The sequence below is a fragment of the Gammaproteobacteria bacterium genome (assembly GCA_022340215.1).
Taxonomy (GTDB): Bacteria; Pseudomonadota; Gammaproteobacteria; order JAJDOJ01; family JAJDOJ01; genus JAJDOJ01.
In genome coordinates this window covers 1-25275 of sequence record JAJDOJ010000055.1, presented here as the reverse complement: position 1 = coordinate 25275, position 25275 = coordinate 1, and the positions used below count along the sequence as shown (strand labels likewise).

23 protein-coding genes are annotated in these 25275 nt (G+C 62.4%); 17 read left to right on the top strand and 6 right to left on the bottom strand.

Annotation, left to right across the window (positions count from 1 at the left end):
* Both LJE91_04075 and map read right to left on the bottom strand, forming a co-directional pair.
* Positions 1–762 (bottom strand): nucleotidyltransferase domain-containing protein (locus tag LJE91_04075; protein MCG6867918.1); only part of this gene is annotated, 762 nt, incomplete at its 3' end.
* 55 nt (positions 763–817) lie between these two features.
* Positions 818–1591 (bottom strand): type I methionyl aminopeptidase, encoded by a 774-nt coding sequence (map, locus tag LJE91_04070; protein MCG6867917.1) that lies wholly within the window; start codon positions 1589–1591, stop codon positions 818–820.
* Positions 1592–2052: 461 nt separating this feature from the next.
* On the opposite strand from map, the gene rpsB reads away from it, so the two are divergent.
* The 13 genes from rpsB (at position 2053) to lpxA (ending at position 14825) form a co-directional block, all read left to right on the top strand.
* Entirely contained in the window at positions 2053–2850 is a 798-nt protein-coding gene (gene rpsB / locus LJE91_04065) for a 30S ribosomal protein S2 (GenBank protein ID MCG6867916.1), read from the top strand.
* 86 nt (positions 2851–2936) lie between these two features.
* Complete coding sequence (tsf, locus tag LJE91_04060; protein MCG6867915.1) at positions 2937–3824, top strand: translation elongation factor Ts; 888 nt, start codon at positions 2937–2939, stop codon at positions 3822–3824.
* Positions 3825–3922: 98 nt separating this feature from the next.
* Positions 3923–4663: a UMP kinase gene (gene pyrH, locus LJE91_04055; protein ID MCG6867914.1), complete on the top strand. Its 741-nt coding sequence runs from the start codon at positions 3923–3925 to the stop codon at positions 4661–4663.
* Positions 4660–5217 carry a ribosome recycling factor gene (gene frr, locus LJE91_04050; GenBank protein ID MCG6867913.1) on the top strand — a complete coding sequence of 186 codons (558 nt, stop codon included), beginning with the start codon at positions 4660–4662 and terminating at the stop codon, positions 5215–5217. Before pyrH ends, frr begins: the two co-directional genes overlap by 4 nt.
* A gap of 257 nt (positions 5218–5474) precedes the next feature.
* Positions 5475–6230 (top strand): di-trans,poly-cis-decaprenylcistransferase, encoded by a 756-nt coding sequence (uppS, locus tag LJE91_04045; GenBank protein ID MCG6867912.1) that lies wholly within the window; start codon positions 5475–5477, stop codon positions 6228–6230.
* Entirely contained in the window at positions 6217–7035 is an 819-nt protein-coding gene (locus LJE91_04040) for a phosphatidate cytidylyltransferase (protein MCG6867911.1), read from the top strand. Before uppS ends, LJE91_04040 begins: the two co-directional genes overlap by 14 nt.
* 12 nt (positions 7036–7047) lie before the next feature.
* Positions 7048–8247 (top strand): 1-deoxy-D-xylulose-5-phosphate reductoisomerase, encoded by a 1200-nt coding sequence (ispC, locus tag LJE91_04035; GenBank protein ID MCG6867910.1) that lies wholly within the window; start codon positions 7048–7050, stop codon positions 8245–8247.
* Positions 8247–9608, top strand: a complete 1362-nt coding sequence (rseP, locus tag LJE91_04030; GenBank protein MCG6867909.1) for an RIP metalloprotease RseP — start codon at positions 8247–8249, stop codon at positions 9606–9608. Before ispC ends, rseP begins: the two co-directional genes overlap by 1 nt.
* 104 nt (positions 9609–9712) lie before the next feature.
* On the top strand, positions 9713–11971 hold the full coding sequence (gene bamA, locus LJE91_04025; GenBank protein MCG6867908.1) for an outer membrane protein assembly factor BamA: 2259 nt from the start codon (positions 9713–9715) through the stop codon (positions 11969–11971).
* Between the two features lie 23 nt (positions 11972–11994).
* On the top strand, positions 11995–12510 hold the full coding sequence (locus LJE91_04020; GenBank protein MCG6867907.1) for an OmpH family outer membrane protein: 516 nt from the start codon (positions 11995–11997) through the stop codon (positions 12508–12510).
* Positions 12511–12528: 18 nt separating this feature from the next.
* On the top strand, positions 12529–13542 hold the full coding sequence (gene lpxD, locus LJE91_04015; GenBank protein ID MCG6867906.1) for a UDP-3-O-(3-hydroxymyristoyl)glucosamine N-acyltransferase: 1014 nt from the start codon (positions 12529–12531) through the stop codon (positions 13540–13542).
* A gap of 56 nt (positions 13543–13598) precedes the next feature.
* Positions 13599–14045: a 3-hydroxyacyl-ACP dehydratase FabZ gene (fabZ, locus tag LJE91_04010; protein MCG6867905.1), complete on the top strand. Its 447-nt coding sequence runs from the start codon at positions 13599–13601 to the stop codon at positions 14043–14045.
* The gene (gene lpxA / locus LJE91_04005) at positions 14046–14825 is read left to right on the top strand and encodes an acyl-ACP--UDP-N-acetylglucosamine O-acyltransferase (GenBank protein MCG6867904.1); all 780 of its coding nucleotides are present in this window, start codon (positions 14046–14048) and stop codon (positions 14823–14825) included. It begins immediately after the preceding gene.
* A gap of 24 nt (positions 14826–14849) precedes the next feature.
* On the opposite strand, the gene LJE91_04000 is transcribed toward lpxA, so the two are convergent.
* Positions 14850–15944, bottom strand: a complete 1095-nt coding sequence (locus LJE91_04000) for a DegT/DnrJ/EryC1/StrS family aminotransferase (GenBank protein MCG6867903.1) — start codon at positions 15942–15944, stop codon at positions 14850–14852.
* A gap of 29 nt (positions 15945–15973) precedes the next feature.
* The gene (locus LJE91_03995) at positions 15974–16945 is read right to left on the bottom strand and encodes a Gfo/Idh/MocA family oxidoreductase (protein ID MCG6867902.1); all 972 of its coding nucleotides are present in this window, start codon (positions 16943–16945) and stop codon (positions 15974–15976) included.
* Positions 16946–17051: 106 nt separating this feature from the next.
* On the opposite strand from LJE91_03995, the gene rnhB reads away from it, so the two are divergent.
* From rnhB to tilS, 4 genes are all read left to right on the top strand, one after another.
* Positions 17052–17675, top strand: a complete 624-nt coding sequence (rnhB, locus tag LJE91_03990; protein MCG6867901.1) for a ribonuclease HII — start codon at positions 17052–17054, stop codon at positions 17673–17675.
* Positions 17676–17698: 23 nt separating this feature from the next.
* A complete protein-coding gene (gene dnaE / locus LJE91_03985) occupies positions 17699–21172 on the top strand; it encodes a DNA polymerase III subunit alpha (GenBank protein ID MCG6867900.1) in 3474 nt (1157 codons plus the stop codon).
* A 188-nt stretch (positions 21173–21360) separates the two neighbouring features.
* Positions 21361–22317 carry an acetyl-CoA carboxylase carboxyltransferase subunit alpha gene (locus tag LJE91_03980; protein ID MCG6867899.1) on the top strand — a complete coding sequence of 319 codons (957 nt, stop codon included), beginning with the start codon at positions 21361–21363 and terminating at the stop codon, positions 22315–22317.
* Between the two features lie 96 nt (positions 22318–22413).
* Complete coding sequence (tilS, locus tag LJE91_03975) at positions 22414–23691, top strand: tRNA lysidine(34) synthetase TilS (protein MCG6867898.1); 1278 nt, start codon at positions 22414–22416, stop codon at positions 23689–23691.
* A gap of 24 nt (positions 23692–23715) precedes the next feature.
* On the opposite strand, the gene lpxD (LJE91_03970) is transcribed toward tilS, so the two are convergent.
* Both lpxD (LJE91_03970) and LJE91_03965 read right to left on the bottom strand, forming a co-directional pair.
* Positions 23716–24759, bottom strand: a complete 1044-nt coding sequence (lpxD, locus tag LJE91_03970; protein MCG6867897.1) for a UDP-3-O-(3-hydroxymyristoyl)glucosamine N-acyltransferase — start codon at positions 24757–24759, stop codon at positions 23716–23718.
* A 17-nt stretch (positions 24760–24776) separates the two neighbouring features.
* On the bottom strand, positions 24777–25016 hold the full coding sequence (locus LJE91_03965; GenBank protein ID MCG6867896.1) for an RND transporter: 240 nt from the start codon (positions 25014–25016) through the stop codon (positions 24777–24779).
* Between the last annotated feature and the right edge of the window lie 259 nt (positions 25017–25275).

Sequence of the window (25275 nt, the reverse complement as noted above, 5' to 3'; positions counted from 1 at the left end):
GAACCCGTGCCCGACGAGTTCGTGGAGGCTTGATGCGCCCAGGTGTCTTTTGGCGATCCAGCCGACCATTTGAATGTCACGCAGGCCACCCGGTCCCTCCTTCACGTTGGGCTCGAGTTTGTAGGCGCTTTCGCCGTACCTCACGTACCGCCGTCGCCTCTCTTTGAGCTTCTCCTCGAAAAACTCCCGACTTGGCCAGATGTGGGCCGGTGAGGTTCGCTCGCGTACGGCGGCCAACAGGTCCGGATTTCCGCGGAGCGACCGCGTCTCCATCAGGTTGGTCGCCACCGTCACGTCGGTGGCGGCCTGTTCGACGCATTGATCCACGGTTCGGACACTGTGGCCGATCAACAGGCCCAGGTCCCACAGCAGGGTCAGGAAGTCCGACAACCCTCTCTGGGTGCCCTGATCCAGGGTTTTCCCAGTCAGGATCAGTAGGTCCACGTCGGATCCGGGGTGCAGTTCGGCCCGCCCGTATCCCCCGACCGCGACGAGCGCGAGACTATCGCCGTCCAGTCCGAGACCGGACCAGGCGTGCTGGAGTACGACGTCCACGATACCCGCACGGCCATGGACCAGCGACGCGATATCCTCCCCGTCCAGAAAGGCCGATTCGAGCGCCGCGTCTGCAGCCTTGAGGAATCTCCTGCAGTGCTCCGCGTGGGGGCCGTCGCTGCCGGCACAGGGAATTGCCAGTTCCTGCCAGGGCATGAGGGCTCGAATCCAGTCGGGAAGCGCGTCGATGAGGGCGGGGAGCGTCATCTGGCCAGGTAGGGATCCGATTGCCGGCGAAGCGTGACGACGCGATAGGCGTCCGTCAGCCGGAAAAGTCTTCTTCACTGCGAGTCGTGAGTACTTCGCGTCCATCGTCGGTGACGAGAATCGTGTGTTCCCACTGCGCCGAGAGTCGGTGGTCCCGTGTGACGACGGTCCACTGATCCGGGAGCAGTTTTACGTGCCGACGACCGGCGTTCACCATCGGTTCGATGGTGAAGGTCATGCCCGGCAGGAGTTCCAACCCGGTTCCCGGTTCCCCGTAGTGCAACACCTGGGGATCCTCGTGAAACTCCCGCCCGATGCCGTGCCCGCAGTACTCGCGAACGATGGAGTATCGGTGGTTCTCCGCAACGGTCTGGATCGTGTGGCCGATGTCCCCCAGGCAGGCGCCGGGTCGTACCCTGTCGATTCCGGCCCTCATCGCCTGGTAGGTGACATCCACCAGGTGTCGCGCATGGGGGGGTGTCTTGCCTACCAGAAACATCTTGCTCGTGTCTCCATGGAAACCGTCCTTGATAACGGTGACGTCGATGTTGACGATGTCTCCACTTTTGAGTAGACGTTCACCTGGGATACCGTGGCACACCTGATGGTTTACCGAGGTGCAGATTGACTTGGGAAACCCGCGATAGTTAAGCGGCGCCGGTGTCGCCTTCTGATTGTTGACGATGTAGTCGTGGCAGATACGGTCGAGTTCGTTGGTGGAGATCCCGGGACCGACGTGGTCCCCGATCATCTCCAGGACCTCCGCGGCGAGGCGTCCGGCGATACGCATACGGTCGATTTCACTGTTGCTCTTGATCGTGACGCTCATGATTTTTGGTCAGGGTGATCGTTGGTCGCCGGGGCGGAGGGATCACGGCGGGCGAGGGAACCGCCGTCTTGGGACGAAAAAACGGGGTCGGTCGCCCTAAGTCGTTCAGGTGGCGTCTGTTGCGGGGTGACGCCTTGCCTCCCGGGAGATCCTTCGGCCCGGAGACAGCTCTCAAATTGTTGATAGCCCACGATTATGGTATAAAGCGCGCGCTTCAGGCAAATCCGGCCGGAAGCGAAATCCATGCGGTCCGTCGTGCGCGGCTTCGGCGGTGTCGCAACGGCGCCGGATACACTCCGGCAGGTCGGGCGATCTGTGTCGCCACGCGAACGGACCGAATCAATCTCTCACACGCACCGTCACATCCAGCCGGGTGCCCGGTCGCCGCGATTGATCGCGAACCGACGGGTCGTTGGATGGGGTACGTGGAGGTCGAACCCGTAGAGCCAAGGAGTCAAGACATGTCAAGCGTAACCATGCGCCAGATGCTGGAAGCCGGTGTGCATTTCGGGCATCAGACCCGTTATTGGAATCCGAAGATGGCACCGTATATTTTCGGCGACCGCAACAAGATTCACATCATCAACCTCGAGAAGTCCCTGCCGTTATTGACCGAAGCGGCCAACTATCTCGGAAAGATCGCGTCAAAAGGCGGCAAAATCCTCTTCGTAGGGACCAAACGGGCCGCTCGCGACACCCTCTGTGTGCAGGCCGAACGCTGCTCTATGCCCTACGTGAACCATCGGTGGCTGGGAGGCATGCTCACCAACTTTCAGACGGTGGCGCATTCTATCAAGCGGCTCAAGGCACTCGAGCAGATGGAGACCAAGAGCTCGTTTGAGCATCTCGGGAAGAAGGAGGTTCTGCAGCTCAGGCGCGAGATGGAGAAACTCGAGCGCAGCATTGGTGGCATCAAGGACATGTCGGGCCTTCCGGATGCCGTATTCATCATCGACGTGGGTTACGAGCGCATCGCCGTCAGCGAGGCGGTCAAGCTGGGAATTCCCGTGGTGGCCGTCGTCGATTCGAACAATTCGCTCGAGGGTGTCGACTACCCGATCCCCGGAAACGATGACGCCATTCGCGCCATACAGATCTACACCACGGTGGCTTCGGACGCGATCATCGAAGGTGTGGCCCAGACGCGGATCGTCGGCGCCTCCGACGACGAATTCGTCGAGGTCGAGGAGGGAGCCGGTGGCGCTGCTGCCGCGGAGGAATCCACGGGCGGCGACGCGGCGACAGGGGAGCCGGCCTGACGGGCCAGTCACGAAAAGGCACTCCGGCCCGGCCTGATAGATGCCCGGACTTTTCGAACAGGACATACAGCTGAGGATTTTTAATGATGCAAATCACTGCCGCCCTGGTGAAAGAGCTCCGCGAACGTACCGGCGCCGGGATGATGGAATGCAAGAAGGCCCTGACGGAAACTGCTGGAGACATGGACGCCGCGGTCGAACTAATGCGCAAGTCCGGTCAGGCCAAGGCCGACAAGAAATCCGGGCGGATCGCGGCGGAAGGTGTCGTTACCCTGGCGATGGGCGAGGGTGCGCAGACTGCCGCGATCGTTGAGGTCAACTGCGAGACGGACTTCGTGGCCAAGGACGACTCCTTCGGGGCGTTTGCCGCGGCGGTCGCGGAAACCGTGCTGGAACAGTCCCCCGCAAGCGTCGAAGCGCTGAATGCCATGAATCTGGCGGGCTCGGACGATCATACGGTGGAACAGTCGCGACTCGATCTCGTGAGCAAGATCGGGGAGAACATCCAGGTGAGGCGGTTCGAACGGGTGGTCTCGGATGGAGGGCAAATCGGCTCGTATCTCCACGGTACGCGCATCGGCGTGCTCGTCGATGCCGAAGGCGGCGAGGACACCCTGGTACGCGACGTCGCGATGCACATCGCTGCGAGCCGACCGATGTGTGTCGCCGAGGCTGACGTTCCGCCCGGGGTACTGGAGAAGGAAAAGGAGATCCTCTCCGCACAGGCAGCGTCCAGCGGCAAGCCGGCGAACATCATAGAGAAAATGGTCGAAGGCAGGATCCGTAAGTACCTGGGCGAGATCACCCTCCTGGGGCAGCCGTTCGTGAAGGACCCCGAGCGGACCGTGGGGGCACTGCTGGGATCCGCAGACGCGAAGGTTAACGGGTTCGTGCGATTCGAGGTCGGTGAAGGGTTGGAGAAGAAGCAGGAAAACTTCGCCGAAGAGGTCATGGCTCAGGTCAAGGGCGCTTGAATGAATGTAATCGCCCGAATGGCGCGATCGCCGGGCGGGTTGGTCGCCAGCCAGAGCGGGGCGGTTTTTTGCGCGGGTACGATCGAGTCCCAGTCGATATGACGGATTCCTCCGGACCGCGTTTCCGGCGCATACTCCTCAAACTGAGCGGCGAGGCGCTAATGGGTGCGCTGGCCTCCGGGATCGATCCCGGGATCCTGGATCGCATTGCCGGCGAGATCGCAGCTTTTGGCGAGCGCGGCGTTCAGGTTGCTGTCGTGATTGGGGGAGGCAACATCTTTCGCGGTGCCGAGCTGGCCGCCAGGGGGCTGGACCGGGTTACCGGCGATCAGATGGGGATGTTGGCGACGGTGATCAACGCGCTGGCCGCGCAGGACGCGCTGCGCAAGGTCGATGTGGACTGCCGGGTCATGTCGTCGTTTCCGATCGGCGCCGTTTGCGAGCTGTTCGATCGCAACGAGGCGCAACGTCACTTGGACGCTGGGCGGGCCTTGATCTTTGCCGGAGGAACCGGCAACCCCTTTTTTACCACGGACTCTGCGGCAAGCCTGCGGGCCAGTGAGATCGGCGCCGAGTTGATGATCAAGGCGACCAAGGTCGACGGCGTCTACGATGCCGATCCGGTCAAGTATCCGGACGCGAAGCGCTTCGACCGGATAAGCTACAACGAGGCGATCACCCGCGGGCTGGGCGTAATGGACATCACTGCCCTGGTGATCTGCCGGGATAACGGGATACCGTTGCGAGTCATCAACATGTTCAGCCCCGGGGCCTTGCACGACACCGTCATGGGCGCGGAAATCGGTACCCTCGTTTGCGATGAGGACAATTCACAATGATCGATGAAATCATCGAGGACGCCGATCAGAGGATGCGCAAGAGTGTCGAGGCGCTCGGTCACGAAATGGCCAAGATTCGAACCGGTAGGGCGCATACCAGCCTTCTCGATCACGTGACGGTTGACTACTATGGCAGCCGTGTTCCGATCAAGCAGGTGGCGAAGGTCAACGTTGAGGACGCTCGTACGCTCGCCGTGTCGCCCTGGGAAAGGGAGATGATCAAGGTCGTGGAACGGGCCATCATGGAGTCGGATCTGGGACTGAATCCATCTTCGGCCGGTATGGTGATCCGGGTGCCCATGCCTCCCCTCACCGAAGAGCGCCGCCGGGACCTGGTCAAGGTCGTCCGGCACGAGGCGGAGGGCGGGCGCGTGGCGGTACGAAACATCCGACGAGATGCGAACCAGGACCTAAAGGAGCTGTTAAAGGAGAAGGAGATCTCCGAGGACGCCGAACACGGGGCAGAAGAGCGTATCCAGAAACTGACTGACACTCACGTTTCCGAGATCGAGGAGATTCTGGCGAAAAAGGAGCAGGAGCTCATGGAGTTTTAGAACTCCCGCGGGCACTGAATTTCCGGATTCGGCCGGTATCGTGGCGGGCTTGCTCACCGGTAGTCGGTGACATCGCCCCTTTTTTTAGGATGGCGCCGAGCGCTCGCGATCGATTGCCATCTTCTCCGGTTTGCCGGGAACTCAGTGCGGAAAACGCACATCGAGTCCTTCGGTATGCCTTCTGCCCCTGCCAGATTCGTCACCTCCGACAGGCTGACCCTGGCCGATGAGGATGTCGAATCGGGAAATCGACGAGAATGACGAGTGATTCGACGTCCCGGAAGGAGATTCCGGGGCATGTAGCCATCATCATGGACGGGAACGGACGGTGGGCCCGTTCCCGCATGCTGCCACGTCCGGCAGGGCATCAGGCCGGTGTCAATGCCACCCGTCGGATCGTCGAGCACTGCCTGAGGGCGGGTGTCGAGGTGGTGACCCTGTTCGCCTTCAGCAGCGAGAACTGGCGCAGGCCCGCCGCCGAGGTCAGCAGCCTGATGGAGCTGTTCTTCCATTCGCTCAGGCGGGAGGCCGGGCGCCTGGCCGAGAACGGAATCCGAATGCGTTTCATCGGGGATCGAGACGGCTTCTCACCACGACTCAAGCAGGAGATCGCCGCAGCAGAGGATACCACTGCGGCGGGTGAGCGTATGCTCCTGAACATCGCCGCCAACTACGGAGGGCGCTGGGACATCGTCCAGGCAGTCAGACAACTGATCGCCGATGTGGGAGAATCCGGCATGGATTCGTCTGCGATCGATGAATCGGCGCTCAACAAGAGACTTTCGACGGCCGGTCTCGCCGAGCCGGACCTTTTCATTCGCGCCGGCGGGGAACATCGCATCAGCAACTTCCTGCTCTGGCAGCTCGCCTACACCGAGCTCTATTTCACTGATACCCTGTGGCCGGACTTCGATGAGGCGTCGCTTGCGGAGGCGTTTAACGACTACGCGGGGCGGCAACGGCGTTTCGGCAAGACAGGGGAACAGGTGCGGGAATTGGATGACGATGCTTAGGCAGCGTGTGATCACGGCCGCGGTCGCGGGGATCGTGGCGGTAACCGCAGTCATGATGTTGCCTTCCAAGACATTGGCAGTGGTGCTGTTGGCAATTGTGTTGGTCGGTGCCTGGGAGTGGGCACGCCTGGCGGGACTGAAATCGATTCCCGCCAGAGTGGGTTATACGCTGCTCGTCGCCGTGCTGGCCGGTTTCGGGTGGTGGATGCGGCAACGGGGACTGCAACTCCCCTTCGTCGCGCTCGGGGTCGTGTGGTGGGTCTTCGTCCTGGTGGCGCTGGCGAGTTACCAGCCTGGTGGGAACGGTTCGAGGATCGGGATGATCGTGGCGGGGTTGCCCGTGCTCGCCCCCTCATGGCTTGCGCTGGTGGATCTGCACGCCATACGTCCCTCCCTACTCCTCTATCTTTTCGTGTTGATCTGGCTGGCCGATTCCGCGGCGTATTTCAGCGGGAAGCGATTCGGCAAGACCCGGCTGGCCCCGGTCCTCAGCCCGGGGAAGAGTCGCGAAGGTGTGCTGGGTGCCCTGGTGGCAACATTGTTACTTGGTCTGGCCGGTGCGCGGTGGTTCGAGGCAGGACTCGTTGCCGGCGCCTACTTTGTCCTGCTCGGCCTCCTGACCGCCCTGGTGTCGGTGGAGGGCGACCTGTTCGAGAGCCTTCTCAAGCGTCGTGCCGGCGTGAAGGACAGCGGACGCATCCTGCCCGGCCATGGAGGGGTGTTGGATCGTATCGACAGTCTGACCGCGGCGGCCCCAGTGTTCTGGTTGGGTCTGTACTGGATTCGCGTCCCCTCGGCAACATGATGGTTACTGGGTATGACTGAGTTCGGTCAGGCAACCCCCAAGGGGGTTTCGATTCTAGGCTCTACCGGTACCATCGGTGTCAATACCCTGGATGTGCTGGCGCGGCATCCGGATCGTTTCCGGGTCGTGGCCCTGACGGCGAACTCGAACGTCGATCGTATGGTCGGACAATGTGAGGCGACCAGGCCTGACTATGCAGTGATGCGCGACGAGGACGCAGCTCAGCAACTGCGCACCCGCCTACGGCAAGGTTGTCCTTCAACAGAGGTTCTCGCCGGCGTGAAGGGGCTGGAGGAGGTCGTGGCGCTTGCAGCGACGGACTACGTGATGGCCGGCATCGTGGGCGCCGCTGGTTTGCTACCCACGCTGGCCGCCGCACGTGCCGGAAAGCGCGTGATGCTCGCGAACAAGGAGGCGCTGGTGATGTCCGGGCGGCTGTTCATGGATGAAGTGAGCCGAAACGGCGCCGAGTTACTGCCCATCGACAGTGAACATAATGCCGTTTTTCAGTGCATGCCAGGGGATTTTGCCCGAGGGCTAGACACCGTCGGCGTGGCCCGGATTCTACTGACGGGCTCAGGCGGACCGTTTCGCGAGATGCCTCTTGACAGACTGGATCAGGTAACGCCCGATCAGGCCGTCGCCCATCCGAACTGGGTGATGGGACGGAAGATCTCGGTCGATTCGGCTACCATGATGAACAAGGGGCTGGAGGTGATCGAGGCCTGCTGGTTGTTCCATACCGAGGTCGGGCGCGTCGATGTCGTTGTCCACCCGCAGAGCGTCATCCATTCCATGGTGTCCTATGCCGACGGTTCGGTACTCGCGCAACTCGGCAACCCAGATATGCGTACCCCGATCGCCTACGCGTTGTCCTGGCCGGAGCGGATCGCCTCGGGGGTCGACCTACTGGACCTGATTCAGGTGGCGCACCTGGATTTCTCCAGACCCGACGAGCAACGCTTCCCCTGTCTTCGGCTCGCTCGCGAGGCGCTTGTCGCGGGGGGCACGGCAACCGCGATTCTGAATGCGGCGAACGAGGTGGCGGTGCAGAGTTTCCTGGAGCGGGAGATCCCGTTTACGCGGATTCCGCCCGCCATTGAGTCCGCGCTGGAGTCGGTCACCGTACAGGCGGCGGATTCGCTTGACGCGATACTCGCGGCCGACGAGGAAGGCAGATTGGCGGCCCATCGGTACCTCGGGAGAGGATGATGTCCGTACTGATCAATATCGCGGCGTTTGTCGTCGCCGTCGGAACCCTGGTGACGTTTCACGAGTTTGGCCACTTCTGGGTGGCACGGAAACTCGGTGTCAAGGTGCTACGGTTCTCGGTCGGATTCGGACGGCCGCTGTGGAAGCGTGTCGCCGGTGAGGACCGTATCGAGTACGTGATCGCGGCGGTCCCCCTCGGCGGCTATGTCAAGATGCTCGATGAGAGAGAGACGGAGGTGCCCGACCAGGACCTCGGTCGCGCCTTCAATCGACAGCCAGTCTGGAAGCGTATGGCCATTGTCGCTGCGGGGCCGCTGGCGAACTTCCTGCTTGCGATTCTCGCCTACTGGCTGATGTTCATGCTCGGCGTGAGCGGAGTACGGCCCGTGATTGGGACTCCTGATCCGGGATCGCTGGCGGAGCAGGCCGGGTTGCAATCCGGCGACGAGATCGTCTCGGTCAATGGCAAGCCGACACCCACCTGGCAGAACACCGTGATCATTCTGCTTGAACAGGCACTCGAGACCGGTGTCGTGGAGCTCGGGGTCCGTCGCGAACGGGGATTTCCGCAAACCGTAACGATGGACCTCACGGATACCCGATCGCTGCTGGCCGACGGTGAGCTGCTGGACAAGGTGGGAATTGCGGTGTGGAGACCAGAGGTCGAACCGGTCCTCGGTCGTCTGGTCGACGGAGGCGCGGCGCAGCGCGACGGATTGCGTGACGGAGACCGGATTCTCTCGGTCGACGACGCACCGGTTGAGACCTGGGACGACTGGGTCGAGGTCGTGCGGGCCAATCCCGGAAAAACGCTGACCGTCAGGATCGACCGGAACGGTGCGATGCTGAATGTCCCGTTGAAGGTCGGATCCGACCGGGATGGGGGTGAGACGATCGGGCGGATAGGCGCCTACCCGAAGATTGACGCGGACCAGTATGACTGGATGCGGGTCACCGTGCGCTACGGCCCGATCGAGGGATTGGGCCGTGCGGTCATCAAGACCTGGGACATTACCCTACTGACCTTACGCGTACTCTGGAAGCTGGTGATCGGGGAGGCCTCCCTGAAGAATATCAGCGGCCCTGTGACGATCGCGGAATTCGCTGGCGTTTCGGCGTTAATCGGGGTCTCCGCCTTCCTAGGCGCCCTGGCGCTGTTCAGTGTCAGCATCGGCATCCTGAATCTGCTGCCCGTGCCCATCCTGGACGGAGGGCACTTGATGTACTACCTCATCGAGCTGATCAAGGGCAGCCCGGTGTCGGACGCGGCCGAGGCCGTTGGGCAACGTATCGGTTTTGCCATGCTTGCCGCTCTGATGGGGCTGGCTTTCTACAACGATATCGTCAGGTTGATTGGATAGACTGAATGCCGCCTCGCAGCATCCGGAAGACAGGCTGGAGGTTGTGGGACGGTGAGGCCGGCCAGCGCCCGCGTCTCTGCCTCCGCACGGCGCTCATCCGCCTGATGATGGTCTGGATGTTTTCCCTCAGCGCCGTCGCCCGCGCCGACAGTTTCACGGTCGACGATATCGAGGTCCTTGGCGTCCAGCGCATCGAGCCCGGCACCGTGTTCAACTACCTGCCGGTCAAGGTCGGCGACAGCTTCGATACCGCACGCAGCGCCGAGGTGATCCGGGCCCTCATCAAGACCGGATTCTTCAACGACGTCCAGCTGCTGCGTCGCGGCGATGTACTGGTGATCCGGGTCAAGGAGCGTCCGGCGATTGCCGAGTTGAAGTTTGACGGCAACAAAGACATCAAGGACGAGGACCTCGAGAAGGCGCTCAAGGGCGTGGGGATCGCCAAGGGCCGGGTTTTCAACCGTTCCGTGCTCGAGCGGCTCGAGAACGAGCTGCGCCAGCAGTATTTCGCCCGCGGCAAGTACAACGTACGGATCGACGTGACGGTCAACGAACTGCCCCGCAATCGCGTGGACATCGATATCGATATCTCGGAAGGCAAGCCGGCGAAGATCAAGCGCATCACCCTGGTCGGGAACGAGAGCTACAAGTCCGACGACATCACCGACGAGTTCAGCTCAGGCAAGGCGCCCTGGTGGAATCCGTTCAGTTCCCGCGATCAGTACGCCAAGGCAAAGCTCGCGGGCGACCTCGAGAAGCTGCGCAGCTATTACCTCGATCGTGGATATCTCAAGTTCAACGTGGATTCCACGCAGGTTTCCATCACGCCGGACAATCGCGATATTTACGTCACGATCAACCTGGAAGAGGGTGACAAATACGTCGTCAAGGAGGTCAGGCTGGCGGGCGAGTTCGTCGTCCCCGAAGAGGAACTCCGGCGCCTGACCGCCGTCCACGCCGGTGATACCTTTTCCCGCGAGAAGGTCGTCAAGACGACCGACAACATCTCGCGCAGGCTGGGTGACGATGGCTATGCCTTCGCCAACATCAATCCGATCCCGGAAGTCGATGAGCAGCGCCGTGAGGTCTCGCTAACGTTTTTCGTCGATCCCGGGCAGCGGGCCTATGTGCGTCATATCAATTTCTTCGGCAATACTGGCACGCAGGATGAGGTTTTTCGGCGTGAAATGCGCCAGATGGAAGGCGGTTGGTACTCTCTGGACAAGATCAACCTGTCCCGCCGTCGTATTCAGCGCCTTTCCTACGTGGAGTCCGTGGACATCAAGACCGATCGTGTATCGGGTTCCGATGATCTGGTGGACCTCAACGTCACCGTCAAGGAAAGGCGATCCGGCAGCTTTTCCGTGGGTGTTGGTTTCTCCCAGGCGCAGGGAATCCTGTTCAATCTCAGTCTCAATCAGGACAATTTCCTCGGCACCGGGCGCCGGGTGAGCCTGCGGTTCGACAACAGCCGCGTCAGCACGATTTACAGTCTGTCCTATGTCAATCCCTATTTCACCATCAACGGGGTGAGCGCGGGATTCCATGCCACCTATTCCGACATCAATGCCGCAGAGGCGAACGTCTCATCCTACACGGCCGACACCCTGGACGTTGGCGTCAACCTGGGTGCGCCGATCACAGAGGTCGATACCATCCGTGGCGGGTTGTCCGTAGAGAACATCAAGATCGACACGAACTCGAACACGCCTCAGGAGATCTTCGAATTCATCGCGCAAAACGGCAACGAATATCTGGACTTTCCCTTCGCGGGGACCTTCGTTCACGACACACGGAACAAGTCCGCATTCGCGACGCGCGGAAACCTGCAGCGGCTAACCGGTGAGGTGACCATTCCGGGAAGCGACCTGGAGTACTACAAGATCGGCTATCGGCTGCGACAGTACATTCCGATCCGTAGCTGGCTGACCGGCATGTTCTTCACCAACGTGGCCTTCGGCGAGAGTTACGGCGATGACGGCGATCTGCCGTTTTTCGAGAAATACTACGCCGGCGGCATACGCAGTGTGCGCGGTTACAAGACCAATTCGCTGGGTCCGCGCGATTCGACTGGCAGGCCATTTGGTGGTAACTTCCGTACGGTTGCAAGCGTCGAGAACATCTTCCCCGTTCCGTTTGCCAAGGGCAGCGAGAACATGCGCTTGAGTGTTTTCGTCGATGCAGGCAATGTGTTCGCGCAGCCGAGTGACTGGGACTACACCGCGCTTCGCGCGTCCGTTGGTGCGGCATTCTCGTGGATATCGCCCCTCGGCGCACTGACGTTTTCATACGCCGTGCCGATCAACGATCAGCCGGGGGACGAACTGGAGGCATTCCAGTTCAACGTCGGGACCCTTTTCTAGGACCAATCTGGAGAATGACAGTGATGCGTAACTGTGCGCTGTTCGCAGTAGTTCTGCTGGTAGCCGGCTCGCCCGCTCTCGCGGATAGTGGCGTCAAGATAGGCTTCGTCAACAGCAAGATCATCATGGAGCAGGCCCCTCAGGCGGAGCAGGCCCAGAAGAACCTGGAAAGAGAGTTCTCTACGCGGGAGGCTTCGCTCAAGGCCGAGGCAAGCGAGATCGAGGAACTCAAGAATAAGTTTGATAAAGATAGTGCGATCATGAGCGAAAGCAAGCGCGCCGAACTCGAGCGTAAGATCGTGAAGATGAAGCGGGAATTCGAGCGCGACTCCGACGAGCTGCGCGAGGACCTGAATATCCGGCGCACCGAGGAACTCAGCCAGCTCCAACGGGAGGTGTCCAAGGTCATCAAGGAGATCGCCGAGGAGGAGAAATACGACATCATCATGGCGGAGAATCATCTGGTTTTCGCCAGCAAGAAGATCGATATCACCGACCAGATCCTCAAACGCCTCAAGAGTTCGTTCAAGGGCAAATAGACCAGACGACGGCCCACGGTGAAGCTGGGGGAACTGGCATCGCTTACCGGGGTGCGTCTAGAGGGAGATCCGTGCACCGAGATTCGTTTCGTCTCGACCCTGCGCACCGCCGGTCCCGGATCGATCGCTTTCCTGAGCAACCAAAAGTACCGTTCCTACCTGGCCGATACCGGGGCATCGGCGGTGATTCTGTCGGAGGAATTGCTTGACGAGTGTCCCGTCGCGGCCCTGGTGAGCGACGATCCCTATGTCACCTATGCGCGCGTCGCCAACGCCCTGTATCCCGCCGAGACGGTGCAAGCCGGCGCCGTCCATCCCACTGCGGTGGTCGCCGAAGATGCGGACATCCACCACAGCGTCAGCATCGGACCGCATTGTGTCGTCGAGTCGGGCGTCCGCCTCGCCTGCGGCGTGGTGCTCGGGCCCGCCTGCGTTGTCCAGAGAGACTGTTCCCTGGGCGAAGACACGCGTCTAGTGGCGCGTGTCACGCTTTGCCACCGGACACAGCTCGGCGTCCGTTGCCTGATACACCCCGGCGCGGTACTGGGAAGCGACGGTTTCGGTCTGGCCAACGACCGGGGCATCTGGCTGAAGATACCGCAGGTAGGTCGGGTCGTGCTGGGCGATGATGTGGAGGTAGGCGCGAACACCACCATCGACAGGGGAGCGATCGAGGATACGGTCATCGAGGATGGCGTCAAGCTGGACAACCAGATCCAGCTGGGACACAACGTTCGTGTCGGGGCGCATTCGCTGATCGCAGGCTGTGCCGGAATATCCGGTAGCGTGACGATAGGCCGCCAATGTACCATTGGCGGCGGTGCCGGGTTCGGTGGCCACCTCGAGCTGACCGACAACGTGGTCATCACGGGATTTTCACGCGTCAGCAAGTCCATCAGGGAGCCGGGGATCTATACGTCCGGGACCCCGTTGCAGAAGCAGCAGGACTGGCAGAAAAACACCGTACGATATCGGCAGCTGGAAAAGATGGCGCAGCGTCTGTCGGAACTGGAAAAGAAGCTGAAGGATTGAATCGGGCTCGGTAAGTCTTCAGGCCTATACGGAAGATGTTTCGACCGGAAACAGCGATGTCAGAAGGCATTATGAATATCGACGGGATCATGAAGCGCCTGCCGCAGCGCTTTCCTTTTCTCATGCTCGATCGCGTCGTCGCGTGTGAACCGGGAAAGACCCTGACGGCGATCAAGAACGTCAGTATCAACGAACCTTTCTTCCAGGGACATTTTCCGGGACTGCCATTGATGCCGGGTGTCCTGATTCTGGAGGCCCTCGCTCAGGCCACGGGTGTCCTGGCGTTCTGCACCCTTGAGTCGATGCCGGCCAACAGGAAGTTTCTGTTCGTCGGGATCGACAAGGCGCGTTTCAAGCGTCAGGTCGTCCCGGGTGATCAGCTGATTCTGAAGGTGGAGTACATACGCCACAAGCGCGGTATCTGGGTGTTCAACGCCGAGGCCAGCGTCGGTGGGGAGATCGCCGCGTCGGCTGAACTGATGTGTGCCGAGAGAGAAATGTAGTTGATCGATCCGCGCGCCGTCATCGATCCTTCCGCGCAGCTGGCGGAGGACGTTACCGTAGGACCTTACAGCGTCATCGGTCCCTCGGTGAGCGTGGGTCGCGGCACATGGATCGGCCCGCATGTCGTGATCAACGGACCCGCGCGAATCGGGGAAAACAACCGCATCTTCCAGTTTGCGTCGCTGGGCGAGATCCCGCAGGACAAGAAGTTCAGGGGGGAGGACAGCGAACTGATCATCGGCAGCCGCAATACCATTCGCGAGTATGTGACCATCAACCGGGGGACGGCCCTGGACCAGGGCAAGACGATGGTCGGGGACGAGAACTGGATCATGGCCTACGTGCACATCGCGCACGATTGCCAGGTGGGTTCGCGGACCATCTTTTCCAATGGCGCGACACTGGCGGGGCACGTCCAGGTCGCGGACAAGGCGATCCTCGGCGGTTTCACGCTCGTTCACCAGTTCTGCCGGATCGGTACCCATGCATTTTGTGGCATGGGCACGGCGCTGAACCGCGACCTTCCTCCCTACGTGATGGCCTCCGGAAATCTCGCTAGGCCGTTCGGTCTGAACCGGGAAGGCCTCAAGCGCGATGGCATCGCACAGGAGACCGTACGGGCCCTGCAGCGCGCCTACAAGGTGCTGGTCAGGGTCGGCACGGTTCCCGAAGAGGAAAAGCAGGCGATCGATAATCTCCGGCGTGACTATGTCGAGGTCGAGCGGTTCGCCTCGTTCATCGAGGTGAGTTCCCGGGGGATCGTAAGGAACGCTGACTAAATCGCGGAGCGGGGAGTCTGCGGACTACAGCGCATCCCTGATTACAGCGGCGATGCGTTCGATTTCCTCGTCCGTCAGTTCGGGGAAAATCGGCAGCGACAGGCATTTTTGGGCCACACTCTCCGCGACCGGCAGCGGGATGTCGCGCCAGTCTTCTGCGAAGACCTTCTGCCGGTGCAGCGGTACCGGGTAGTAGATGGCCGAGGCGATCTCCGCATCCCTCAGGGCGGTCTGGATCCTGTCTCGTCTGTCCGTGAGTATCGTGTACTGGTGATACACGTGGCGGCCGTGGTCCGTCTCCCGCGGCATGACGATCCCCGTCCCCTCGAGCAGCGATCCGTATCGTGCGGCGACTCGCCGCCGGTTCTCGTTGTAGTCGTCGATTCTCCCGAGTTTCACCCGCAGGATGGCCGCCTGCATCTCGTCGAGCCGGCTGTTGTAGCCGATCATGTCGTGGCGATATTGCTTGAAGCTGCCGTGGTTGCGAAGGGCCCGCAGTTTCACTGCGTGCTCCTCCGAGCGTGCGGTTACCAGCCCTCCGTCACCATATCCCCCGAGGTTCTTGCTGGGAAAGAAGCTGAAGGCGCCGAAGTCACCGATACCGCCCGCCATGCGACCGTCTGGAAGACTCGCACCGAACGATTGGGCGCAGTCCTCGATAAGTTGAAGCCCATACCGCTCGCACAGCCTTGTTATGTGTTCCATGTCCGCGGGCTGGCCGAACAGATGGACCGGCAGCACCGCGCGGGTGTGCCGGGTCACCGTTGCCTCGATGAGATCGGGGTCGAGGTTGAAACTCCGCGGATCGATGTCCACGAAGACGGGGTTTGCGCCGACATGGCGGATCGCCTCGGCCGTGGCGATGAACGTGAAAGGTGAGGTGATGACCTCGTCGCCGTCGCCGATGCCGGCGGCGCGTAGCGCGAGCATGAGCGCGTCGGTCCCCGAGGCGCATGCGACCGCATGCGGGGCGCCGAGGTATTCCGCGCACTCCTGTTCGAAGGCCGAGACATTAGGACCGAGGATGAAACGGGTGCCGTCGATCACCTGGCGCAGTGCGGCATCGATTTCCCCGGCGATCTCCCGGTATTGTCGCTTGAGGTCTACCATCGGGATCATCTGCGGCGCTCCTTTGTGCCTCGATCGGGTCAGTCCGAACCTGAGTTCGCGGGGGACACCGGTTTCTGGCTGGATAGAAGCTCGGTGATTCGCATGGCCGCCTCCAGGGCCCGCTTGCCGTCTTCACCGGTGACCAGCGGTTCGCGGCCCTCGATCGCTGCATGTAGAAAGTGATCGATCTCCGTTCTCAGCGCGTCGCCGTCCTCGTGACGCGTCTGCTCGCTCTCGATGTCGGGGATCCCGGGGAACATCTCACCGTCCCCCTTGCGGTGGATGCTCAGCACCCGTTCCTGGAAGTCCACCGAGATATAGGCGTCGTGCTGGAAGATGCGCATCTTGCGCTCGGATTTCATGCTGATCCGGCTCGCCGTCACGTTGGCGACGCAGCCATTCTCGAACACCAGGCGCGCGTTGGCGATATCGACCTCGTCCGAGAGCACCGGAACGCCGCTGGCGTCGATACGGTCGAGATCCGCCCCCACCATGTTCAGAATGATGTCGATGTCGTGGATCATCAGGTCGAGAATGACGCTTACGTCCGTACCGCGCGGCTTGAACGGCGCCACGCGGTGCGACTCGATGAACATCGGCCGGTCGAGGACCCGGTCGAGATCGAGGATGGCGTTGTTGAAGCGCTCGAGGTGACCGACCTGCAGCACGCGACCCTTTTCGCGCGCCAGATCGATCAGATCGCCGGCCTCTTCCACCGTGCTGGTCATGGGTTTTTCGATCAGCACATGGGTACCGTGCCCGAGGAAGTCGCGCGCGATGGAAAAGTGCGATCGCGTGGGGACGACGATACTGACGGCATCGACGCGACCCAGCAGGTCCCGGTAATCCGTGACGGCGTCCACGCCCAGTCTGTTCGCCACCTCCGCAGCGCTCTCCTCACGGGAATCCGCCACCGCAACCAGTTCGCTTTGCGGTAGCATGGCAAACTTTTCAGCGTGGAACCTGCCAAGGTAACCCACGCCGATCACAGCGGTTCTGAGTGTCGGCATAGAGGTTTGCCATCAGTGAGATCAACGCGAAGTATAGGGGGTTTACGGTGACGCGGAAATGTCCGGGTCGTTCGGTCCCGGTGCCGCGCTAGAATGTGAGGGGAACATGAACGGAACAGGGGGTATCGAGAGGTTCGGCCTGGTGGCAGGCGTCGACGAGGCGGGAAGAGGGCCGCTGGCAGGGCCGGTAGTGGCCGCGGCGGTAGTGCTGGATCCGGACAGGCCGATTCGCGGGCTGGCGGATTCCAAGGCGATCGGGGTTGCGAAGCGCCGGCGACTGGCCGAGGAGATCACGGAGAAATGTCTCTCCTGGGCGGTGGCCAGCGCCGGACCGAAGGAGATCGACGAGGTCAATATCCTTCAGGCCACGATGCTAGCCATGCAAAGGGCGGTCGCTGCGCTCGACACCGTGCCGGACCATGTGCTGGTGGATGGCAACCGGTGCCCCCGGCTGCCCATACCCGCGACAGCAATCGTCAAGGGTGATGCCACGGTCGAAGCGATCAGTGCGGCGTCCATCCTGGCGAAGGTCACCCGCGATCGCGAGATGATCGAACTTGATGCGATTCACCCCGGTTATGGCTTTGCGCGACACAAGGGCTACCCGACGAGGGACCACGTCCGCGCACTGGCTGAACGCGGCCCGTGCCCGTGCCATCGCCGCAGCTTCGCGCCCGTGTTGAGCGCCCTGCGGTGCCGGGGTACGGAAAGCCGCTACACGGGTCGATGAACGACGCAGAACCCGAAAGCGCAATGGCGGACTCCGTCGGATTCATCCACCTGCACCTGCACACCGAGTATTCCCTGGCAGACGGCCTCGTGCGGATCGGTCCGCTGATGGACAGTGTCGCTGGCGCAGGCATGCCCGCGGTCGCCCTGACGGACTACAACAACCTGTTCGCCCTGGTGAAGTTCTATCGAGCGGCCGAGGCTCGTGGCATCAAGCCCCTGATCGGCGTCGATCTGCGGGTGAGCGGGACTAAAGGCGATGAAGCGCCTTCCCGTGTCGTGCTGCTGTGCCGCAACGGAACGGGATACCGGAACCTGACCCGTCTTGTGACGCGTGCCTACATCGAGGGACAGCACGACGGCGCGCCGCTGGTCGAGCGCGCCTGGCTGCGCGAGGGGCACGATGGGTTGATCGCGTTGTCGGCCGCGGCCGAGGGTGACGTCGGCAGGGCGCTGATCGGCGGCAATCCGGCGCAGGCCGCGTCCCGACTGGCGTTCTGGCAGGCGTGTTTCGGAGACGACTACTATCTCGAGGTACAGCGCACCGGGCGCGACCGCGACGAGATGCTGTTGCACGCCACGGTCGACCTCGCCCTGAAACACGGAAGCCCGGTGGTTGCCACCAACGACGTCAGGTTCCTGCGGCGGGAGGATTTCGAGGCGCACGAGGTTCGGGTCTGTATCCACGACGGCCGCACCCTGGACGATCCGCGGCGCCCGAGGCGCTACAGCGAGCAGCAGTTCCTGCGCACCCCCAGGGAAATGGCGGCGCTGTTCGCCGATCTGCCCGAGGCCCTCGAGAACACGGTGGAGATCGCGCGCCGCTGCAATGTCTCGATGACCTTCGGCAAGAACGTCCTGCCCGAGTTTCCCGTGCCCGAAGGCATGACCACCGACCGGTACCTCCGCGAGCAGGCCCATCGGGGGCTGGTCACCCGGTTGGCCGATCCGTCGCCGCAGACACGGCGGGGCTATGAGGAAAGACTCGATCTCGAACTGGATGTGATCTGCGAGATGGGTTTTCCAGGTTATTTCCTGATCGTTGCCGATTTCATCCAGTGGGCCAAGGACAACGGCGTGCCCGTGGGTCCCGGTCGCGGTTCCGGTGCCGGTTCCCTGGTGGCCTACGCGCTGAAGATCACCGACCTCGACCCCATTCGCTACGACCTCCTGTTCGAGCGCTTCCTCAATCCGGAACGCGTCTCCATGCCGGACTTCGATGTCGACTTCTGTATGGAAGGACGCGACCGCGTCATCGAGTACGTGGCTGGTCGCTACGGGCGCGAGCGGGTCAGCCAGATCATTACCTACGGCAGCATGGCGGCGAAGGCCGTGGTGCGCGACGTGGGCCGGGTACTCGGGCACGGCTACGGTTTTGTCGACAAGATCGCCAAGCTCATTCCTTTCGTGATCGGGATGACGCTGGACAAGGCTCTCGAACAGGAGCCGGAGCTGCGCGGACTCTACGAAGCGGAGGAAGACGTCCACGCGATTATCGACATGGCGAGGATGCTCGAGGGCCTGGCCCGCAATGCGGGGAAGCACGCCGGGGGCGTGGTGATCTCGCCCTCGGAACTGACCGACTTCACCCCGCTGTACTGCGAGCCGGGCGGGATGAGTGTCGTGACCCAGCTCGACAAGGACGACGTCGAGGCCGCCGGTCTGGTCAAATTCGACTTCCTCGGGCTGCGCACCCTGACGATCATCGACTGGGCCCTGCGCAATATCGCCGCGGCCGGGGGGGACGGCGACTCCCCGGTCCGCCTGGAAGACATCCCGCTCGACGATCCCGACACCTTCGCGTTGCTGTGTCGACAGGAGACGACTGCGGTCTTCCAACTGGAGTCACGGGGGATCAAGGAGATCATCGGGCGCCTGCAGCCGGACACCTTCGAGGACATCATCGCCCTGGTGGCGCTCTACCGTCCCGGACCGCTGCAGTCCGGAATGGTCGACGACTTCATCCTGAGGAAACACGGCAAGGCCAAGGTCGAATACCCGCACCCGGACCTGGAGGCGATCCTCAAGCCCACCTACGGCGTCATCCTATACCAGGAACAGGTAATGCAGATTGCGCAGGTCCTCGCCGGCTATTCGCTGGGCGGCGCGGATCTCCTCCGGCGCGCCATGGGCAAGAAGAAACCGCAGGAGATGGCACGTCAGCGGGAGATCTTTCTCTCCGGCGCCACCGAGCGCGGGGTCGAGGAACAGAACGCCAGCTATATCTTCGACCTGATGGAGAAGTTCGCCGGATACGGCTTCAACCGCTCCCACAGCGCGGCCTATGCCCTGCTCTCGTATCAGACCTCATGGCTGAAGGCACACTACCCGGCGCCCTTCATGGCGGCGGTGCTCTCGGCGGACATGGACAATACGGACAAGGTCGTCACCCTGATCGACGAATGCCGGCAGATGGGGCTGTCGGTCGAACCGCCCGATATCAATCGTTCCGCCTTCGATTTCACGGTCATCGACCCGAAGACGATTCTCTACGGCCTTGGCGCGATCAAGGGGGTGGGCAGGGCGGCGATCGAGGGGCTGATCCGCGACCGGGACTCGAGTGGACCGTTTTCTGACATCGATCGCGTGTGCCGGCGCGGGGATTCACAGAAGCTCAACCGACGAGTCCTCGAGGCCCTGATCCGGGCCGGTGCGATGGACGCGATCGGGACCAACCGGGCGACGATCATGGCGCAACTCACGGACGCCATGCGCCTGGCCGAGCAGCATGCACGGGCCAGGTTCTCAGGCCAGAGCGACCTGTTCGGTGCCGCGGACAACACCCTGCCAACCCCGGTCAGGACACCCGAGCTGCCGGAATGGGACGAGGAGATGCGCCTCTGCGCCGAGAAGGAAACCCTCGGTCTCTACCTGACCGGGCACCCCTTCGACCGATACCGCGAGGAGTTGGCGCAATTCACGGAAGGGCGAATCGCCACCCTCTCGGTGGAATCCGGCGCAAACGGCGTCGCCTGGAAGGGGCGCCGGCAGACGCGCAACGTCGTCGTCGCGGGCCTGGTGTCCTCGATTCGCACACGCAACGCGCAATCGGGACGCATGGCCTTCCTGACGCTGGACGATAACTCCGGTCGCCTCGAGGTGGGCGTCTTTGGCGACGACTACGCTCGGTACGGCAACCTGATCGGCAAGGATCGACTCCTCGTCGTACAGGGGCAGCTGGGAGTCGACGAGTTCTCGGGCGGGATGCGGCTGCGCGCCCGGGAGATCATGGCCCTCGAACAGGCGCGGGCGCGTTTCGCCAGGTATCTCGGCATCGAGGTGGGCCCCCGGGACAGCGCGAACGGGCTGCTGGAGCAACTTGGCGAGGTGTTGGCGCCGTTCAGGGAAGGTGGGTGTCCCGTCCGATTCCGGTACCGTTCGCGGGAGGCCTGTGTGGATCTCGACCTTGACGATGAATGGCGCGTACGGCCCGAGGATGAACTGCTGCGCCGCCTGACGCAGCTCGACGGCGTTCGCAACGCAAGTCTCGTCTATTGACCGTCCATCGACGCGTCGAGGGCGGATTGCCAGGATGGTGCCTGGCGCAAGGTATCCCGGACTAACGGTTATACTTGACACAGGTTATGGGCGGAGGCGCGTGACCGTGCCCGGTAGGGCTTGCTTAGTCAGAAGCGTCGGCGCGCGTTAGAATAGTGCGCCCGCCAGGAACTGCCTCATCGGATTATATGAACCCCGATTTTCTCGATTTCGAACAACCAATCGCCGAGCTAGAGGCCAAGATCGAGGAGCTGCGCTACGTCGGTAACGACAGCGACGTCAACCTGAACGAGGAGATTTCGCGCCTGCAGGCGAAGAGCCAGGCCCTGACGAGCTCGATCTTTGGCAATCTGACGCCCTGGCAAGTGTCGCAACTCGCGCGTCATCCGGGGCGCCCCTACACGCTGGACTACACGGACGCGCTGTTCACCCATTTCGTGGAATTGCACGGTGATCGCGCATTCGCGGACGACCCTGCGATCGTCGGATGTCTGGCGCGCTTCGACGGGGAGCCCGTCGTCGCGATCGGTCATCAGAAAGGCCGGAACACCAACGAGAAGGTGCGGAGGAACTTCGGCATGCCCCGTCCCGAGGGATATCGCAAGGCGCTGCGGCTGATGCGGCTAGCCGAGCGATTCGGGCTGCCGGTTCTCACCTTTATCGATACACCGGGGGCCTACCCGGGTGTGGATGCCGAGGAGCGTGGCCAGAGCGAGGCGATCGCACGGAACCTCCAGGTCATGGCCGCGCTGGAGGTGCCGATCGTCTGTACGGTCATCGGCGAAGGGGGTTCGGGCGGCGCGCTGGCGATCGGCGTGGGGGATCATGTGATGATGCTGCAGTACAGCACATACTCGGTCATCTCGCCCGAGGGATGCGCATCAATTCTCTGGAAGAGCGCGGATAAGGCCCCTGAGGCCGCGGAGGCCATGGGGATTACCTCCGAACGTCTGCTGCAGCTCGGTCTGATCGACGAGGTGATCCCGGAGCCCCTGGGCGGGGCACATCGCGACCCTGGCGCCATGGCAGACAGGATTCGCAATGCGCTCCACGCCGCAATTCAGGATCTGAGCGAATTGCCTATTGACCAGTTGATCGAACGGCGCTACCAGCGGTTAATGAATTACGGGGAGTACAAGACGTAGCCCGCCGCCGGGACAGGCGGCCAGTTGCTTCCCACCTTCGGGGACCCCAGTGGCCTTGACTCCCGTCCCCCGACTCACAGACATTTCCCGTTAGACATGCAGAGGGAGTTCGACCCGGCCTCGCTTCAGCGTGAAATCCTGGCCCATGCCATGCCCGGCGAGTGGATTGTCGGACTCAGTGGTGGCTCAGATTCCGTGGCGTTGCTCCACGCACTAACACACTGCTCCTTGCCGCATGGCACGGATCTTCGCTGTGTGCACGTCCATCACGGCCTGCATCCGCAGGCCGATCATTGGGCCCGGTTCTGCACGGCATTCTGTCGCCGGCTGGATGTCCCCTGCCGTGTCGTTCGAGTCGAAGCGGCCGCATCGCGGGGCGAGAGCCCCGAGGCCGCCGCGCGAGCGGTACGTTATGCCGCCCTGGGTGAGCTTCTCCCTGTGGGCGGGACTCTGCTGACGGCCCATCACCGTGACGACCAGGCCGAGACGTTTCTGCTGCAGGCCCTGCGTGGGGCGGGACCGAACGGTTTGTCTGCCATGCCGGCGTGCACGCGCTTCCATGAGGGATGGCATACGCGACCCTTGCTGCGGTTCGAGCGCGCTGCCCTGGAACACTACGCACAGGAAGAGGGTCTCGATTGGGTGGACGATCCCGCCAACCGGGAGACGGGCTACGACCGCAACTATCTCCGTCATGTCGTAATGCCGCTGATCCGGGCGCGATGGCCTTCGGCGTCACGCACCCTGACAAGGGCGGCGATGCTGCAGGCCGAGGGGACCGCGGTGCTGGAAGCGGTGGGACGCGCCGATCTGTCAAGCGTGGCGGATCATCGCGATGGTACCTTGTCCGTATCCGGCCTGTTGCGGCTCCCGCGGCAGCGGCGGTCCCGGGTGCTGCGGTTGTGGATAGAAGGGCATGGTCTGCCGCCACCGACGCGGGGTCAGATGCTGCGGATCGACGAGGACGTGCTCGGGGTGGCGTCCGATGCCACGCCACGTGTGCACTGGCCGGGCGCGGAGGTCAGACGCTACCGCGATGCGCTGTTCGCGCTCGAGCCTCTTCCGGCGCATGATCCGGGCCTGGCATTGGTATGGGACACACTGCGCCCACTGGAGATCCCGCACCTCGGGCTTGTCCTGACCCGGGAGATGCTCACCGCCGAGGGGATCCGTTTGCCGGAGCCGGGGCAGGCAGTCGAGGTTCGGTTCAGGCAGGGCGGTGAGTCCTGCAGTCCCGCCGGGCGCGGGCATCGCCATCGCCTCAAGAAACTGTTTCAGGAGGCGGGCGTGCCACCCTGGGAGCGTGACAGGATCCCGTTGATTTACAGGGACGGGAAGATCGCCGGGGTCGTCGGGTACTGGGCCTGCGGATAAACCTTGGGTATAGGCGGGCGTTGCCTATCCCTTGCGCTCAGGCGAGGAGGCTTCCAGTTTCCGCAATCGGTTATTGATTTCTCTGACCTCTTTCAACAGCTTCGGCAGGCGCGCCAGCGCGGCGAGTTCCCGCGTGACTTGCTTGAAGGCGCGGTTGGGGGTGCCCCATACGACCTTCCCAGGTCCGACGTCCTTGGTGACACCGGTCTGCCCGGCGATGATCGCGCCCTCACCGATCTTGATGTGCTCGATGATGGCTACCTGGCCCGACAGGGTGACGTTCTTGCCCAGCGTGACACTGCCTGCCAGACCGGTCTGGGAGACGATCAGGCAGTCTTCTCCGACGTCGCCGTTGTGTGCGATCTGCACCAAGTTGTCGATCTTGGTGCCGCGGCGTACTCGTGTTTCACCGAACGCGGCCCGGTCGATGCAGGTGTTGCAGCCGATGTCGACGTCGTCCTCGATGACCACGGTGCCCAGTTGCGGTATCCGGATCCACCCTTCTTCGGTTCGGACGTTCCCGAAACCCTCGCCGCCGATGACCGCACCGCCATGAATCCGTACCCTGTCGCCAAGCGAAATGCCGTCGTACAACACGACGTTGGGGCCGATGAGGCAGTTTCGCCCGATTCGGACGCGTTTCCCGATCTTCGCACCCGGGGCGATCTCCGTCCCGTCGCCCACCCGGGCTTCGTCTCCGACGACCGCATTCTCGCCTACCGACACGTTCTGGCCGAGCCATGCACCGGGGGCGACGACCGCGCCGGACCGGAGCCCTTCCGGGGGCGCATGCAACTCCTGGAATAGAAACATGACGCGAACGAAGGCCGCCCGGGGCACACCGCAGCGCAGCAGGGATTTGCCCTGCAGGGAGGGAAAATCCGGCGTCACGACCAGCACGCCGGCCGCTGAGCGATTGGCCTTTTCGAGATAGCGCTCACTCTCGGCGTAACCGATGTCGCTGGCCCCGGCCAGGTCAAGGGAATTCACGCCGCAGACAACAAAATCGGCGTCTCCCTCGATCTCGCCGCCCACCGCGCGCTGTATCGATGCCAGGGTCATTTCCATCCGATATCTCCTATGATTTATCGAGAGGTCGTGTCCTGCGAGGCGCGCCAGCCCTCCCGCGCGAGCTTCAACACCAGCAGCGCCGGGGCCGCGGCATGCAGGACGAGATCGAAGATGTCGACAGGCCGCGAGAGGGTCCCCGAGGCCAGCATCTTCAGTTTCTCCCACAGGTGGGGTTCCGGCTGAAAGGGCGCCAGACCGAGCAGCAGGGCCACGAACATCAGGGGAACGAGGGGGATTCGGTCGAGCCAGCGCATCGTTTGTATCAGGTAACTAGCAGGATCGCGGTAGTGTAAACCCGGCAACAGGTAAAAATCAGATTCCGCACGCGCCGTTGGGGGCGCAGTGGGAAAATTCGCCCCTTGGGGGTTACACTTAGGCGATTTCTGTCAAATGACATACCATCCTGCATGTCTTTTCGTCCGTCCTCCGTGTTGCGACAACCGTTCCATAGTTCGACTATGCGCCTGTTGTCGCGCCTTGATGACGAACGATCCCGGCGCGGCGCTGTCCCTG

Coding starts and splice junctions, on each gene's coding strand:
- map (MCG6867917.1), bottom strand. CDS start 1,591: ATGAGCGTCACGATCAAGAGCAACAGTGAAATCGACCGTATGCGTATC.
- rpsB (MCG6867916.1), top strand. CDS start 2,053: ATGTCAAGCGTAACCATGCGCCAGATGCTGGAAGCCGGTGTGCATTTC.
- tsf (MCG6867915.1), top strand. CDS start 2,937: ATGCAAATCACTGCCGCCCTGGTGAAAGAGCTCCGCGAACGTACCGGC.
- pyrH (MCG6867914.1), top strand. CDS start 3,923: ATGACGGATTCCTCCGGACCGCGTTTCCGGCGCATACTCCTCAAACTG.
- frr (MCG6867913.1), top strand. CDS start 4,660: ATGATCGATGAAATCATCGAGGACGCCGATCAGAGGATGCGCAAGAGT.
- uppS (MCG6867912.1), top strand. CDS start 5,475: ATGACGAGTGATTCGACGTCCCGGAAGGAGATTCCGGGGCATGTAGCC.
- LJE91_04040 (MCG6867911.1), top strand. CDS start 6,217: ATGACGATGCTTAGGCAGCGTGTGATCACGGCCGCGGTCGCGGGGATC.
- ispC (MCG6867910.1), top strand. CDS start 7,048: ATGACTGAGTTCGGTCAGGCAACCCCCAAGGGGGTTTCGATTCTAGGC.
- rseP (MCG6867909.1), top strand. CDS start 8,247: ATGTCCGTACTGATCAATATCGCGGCGTTTGTCGTCGCCGTCGGAACC.
- bamA (MCG6867908.1), top strand. CDS start 9,713: ATGATGGTCTGGATGTTTTCCCTCAGCGCCGTCGCCCGCGCCGACAGT.
- LJE91_04020 (MCG6867907.1), top strand. CDS start 11,995: ATGCGTAACTGTGCGCTGTTCGCAGTAGTTCTGCTGGTAGCCGGCTCG.
- fabZ (MCG6867905.1), top strand. CDS start 13,599: ATGTCAGAAGGCATTATGAATATCGACGGGATCATGAAGCGCCTGCCG.
- LJE91_04000 (MCG6867903.1), bottom strand. CDS start 15,944: ATGATCCCGATGGTAGACCTCAAGCGACAATACCGGGAGATCGCCGGG.
- LJE91_03995 (MCG6867902.1), bottom strand. CDS start 16,945: ATGCCGACACTCAGAACCGCTGTGATCGGCGTGGGTTACCTTGGCAGG.
- rnhB (MCG6867901.1), top strand. CDS start 17,052: ATGAACGGAACAGGGGGTATCGAGAGGTTCGGCCTGGTGGCAGGCGTC.
- dnaE (MCG6867900.1), top strand. CDS start 17,699: ATGGCGGACTCCGTCGGATTCATCCACCTGCACCTGCACACCGAGTAT.
- LJE91_03980 (MCG6867899.1), top strand. CDS start 21,361: ATGAACCCCGATTTTCTCGATTTCGAACAACCAATCGCCGAGCTAGAG.
- tilS (MCG6867898.1), top strand. CDS start 22,414: ATGCAGAGGGAGTTCGACCCGGCCTCGCTTCAGCGTGAAATCCTGGCC.
- lpxD (MCG6867897.1), bottom strand. CDS start 24,759: ATGGAAATGACCCTGGCATCGATACAGCGCGCGGTGGGCGGCGAGATC.
- LJE91_03965 (MCG6867896.1), bottom strand. CDS start 25,016: ATGCGCTGGCTCGACCGAATCCCCCTCGTTCCCCTGATGTTCGTGGCC.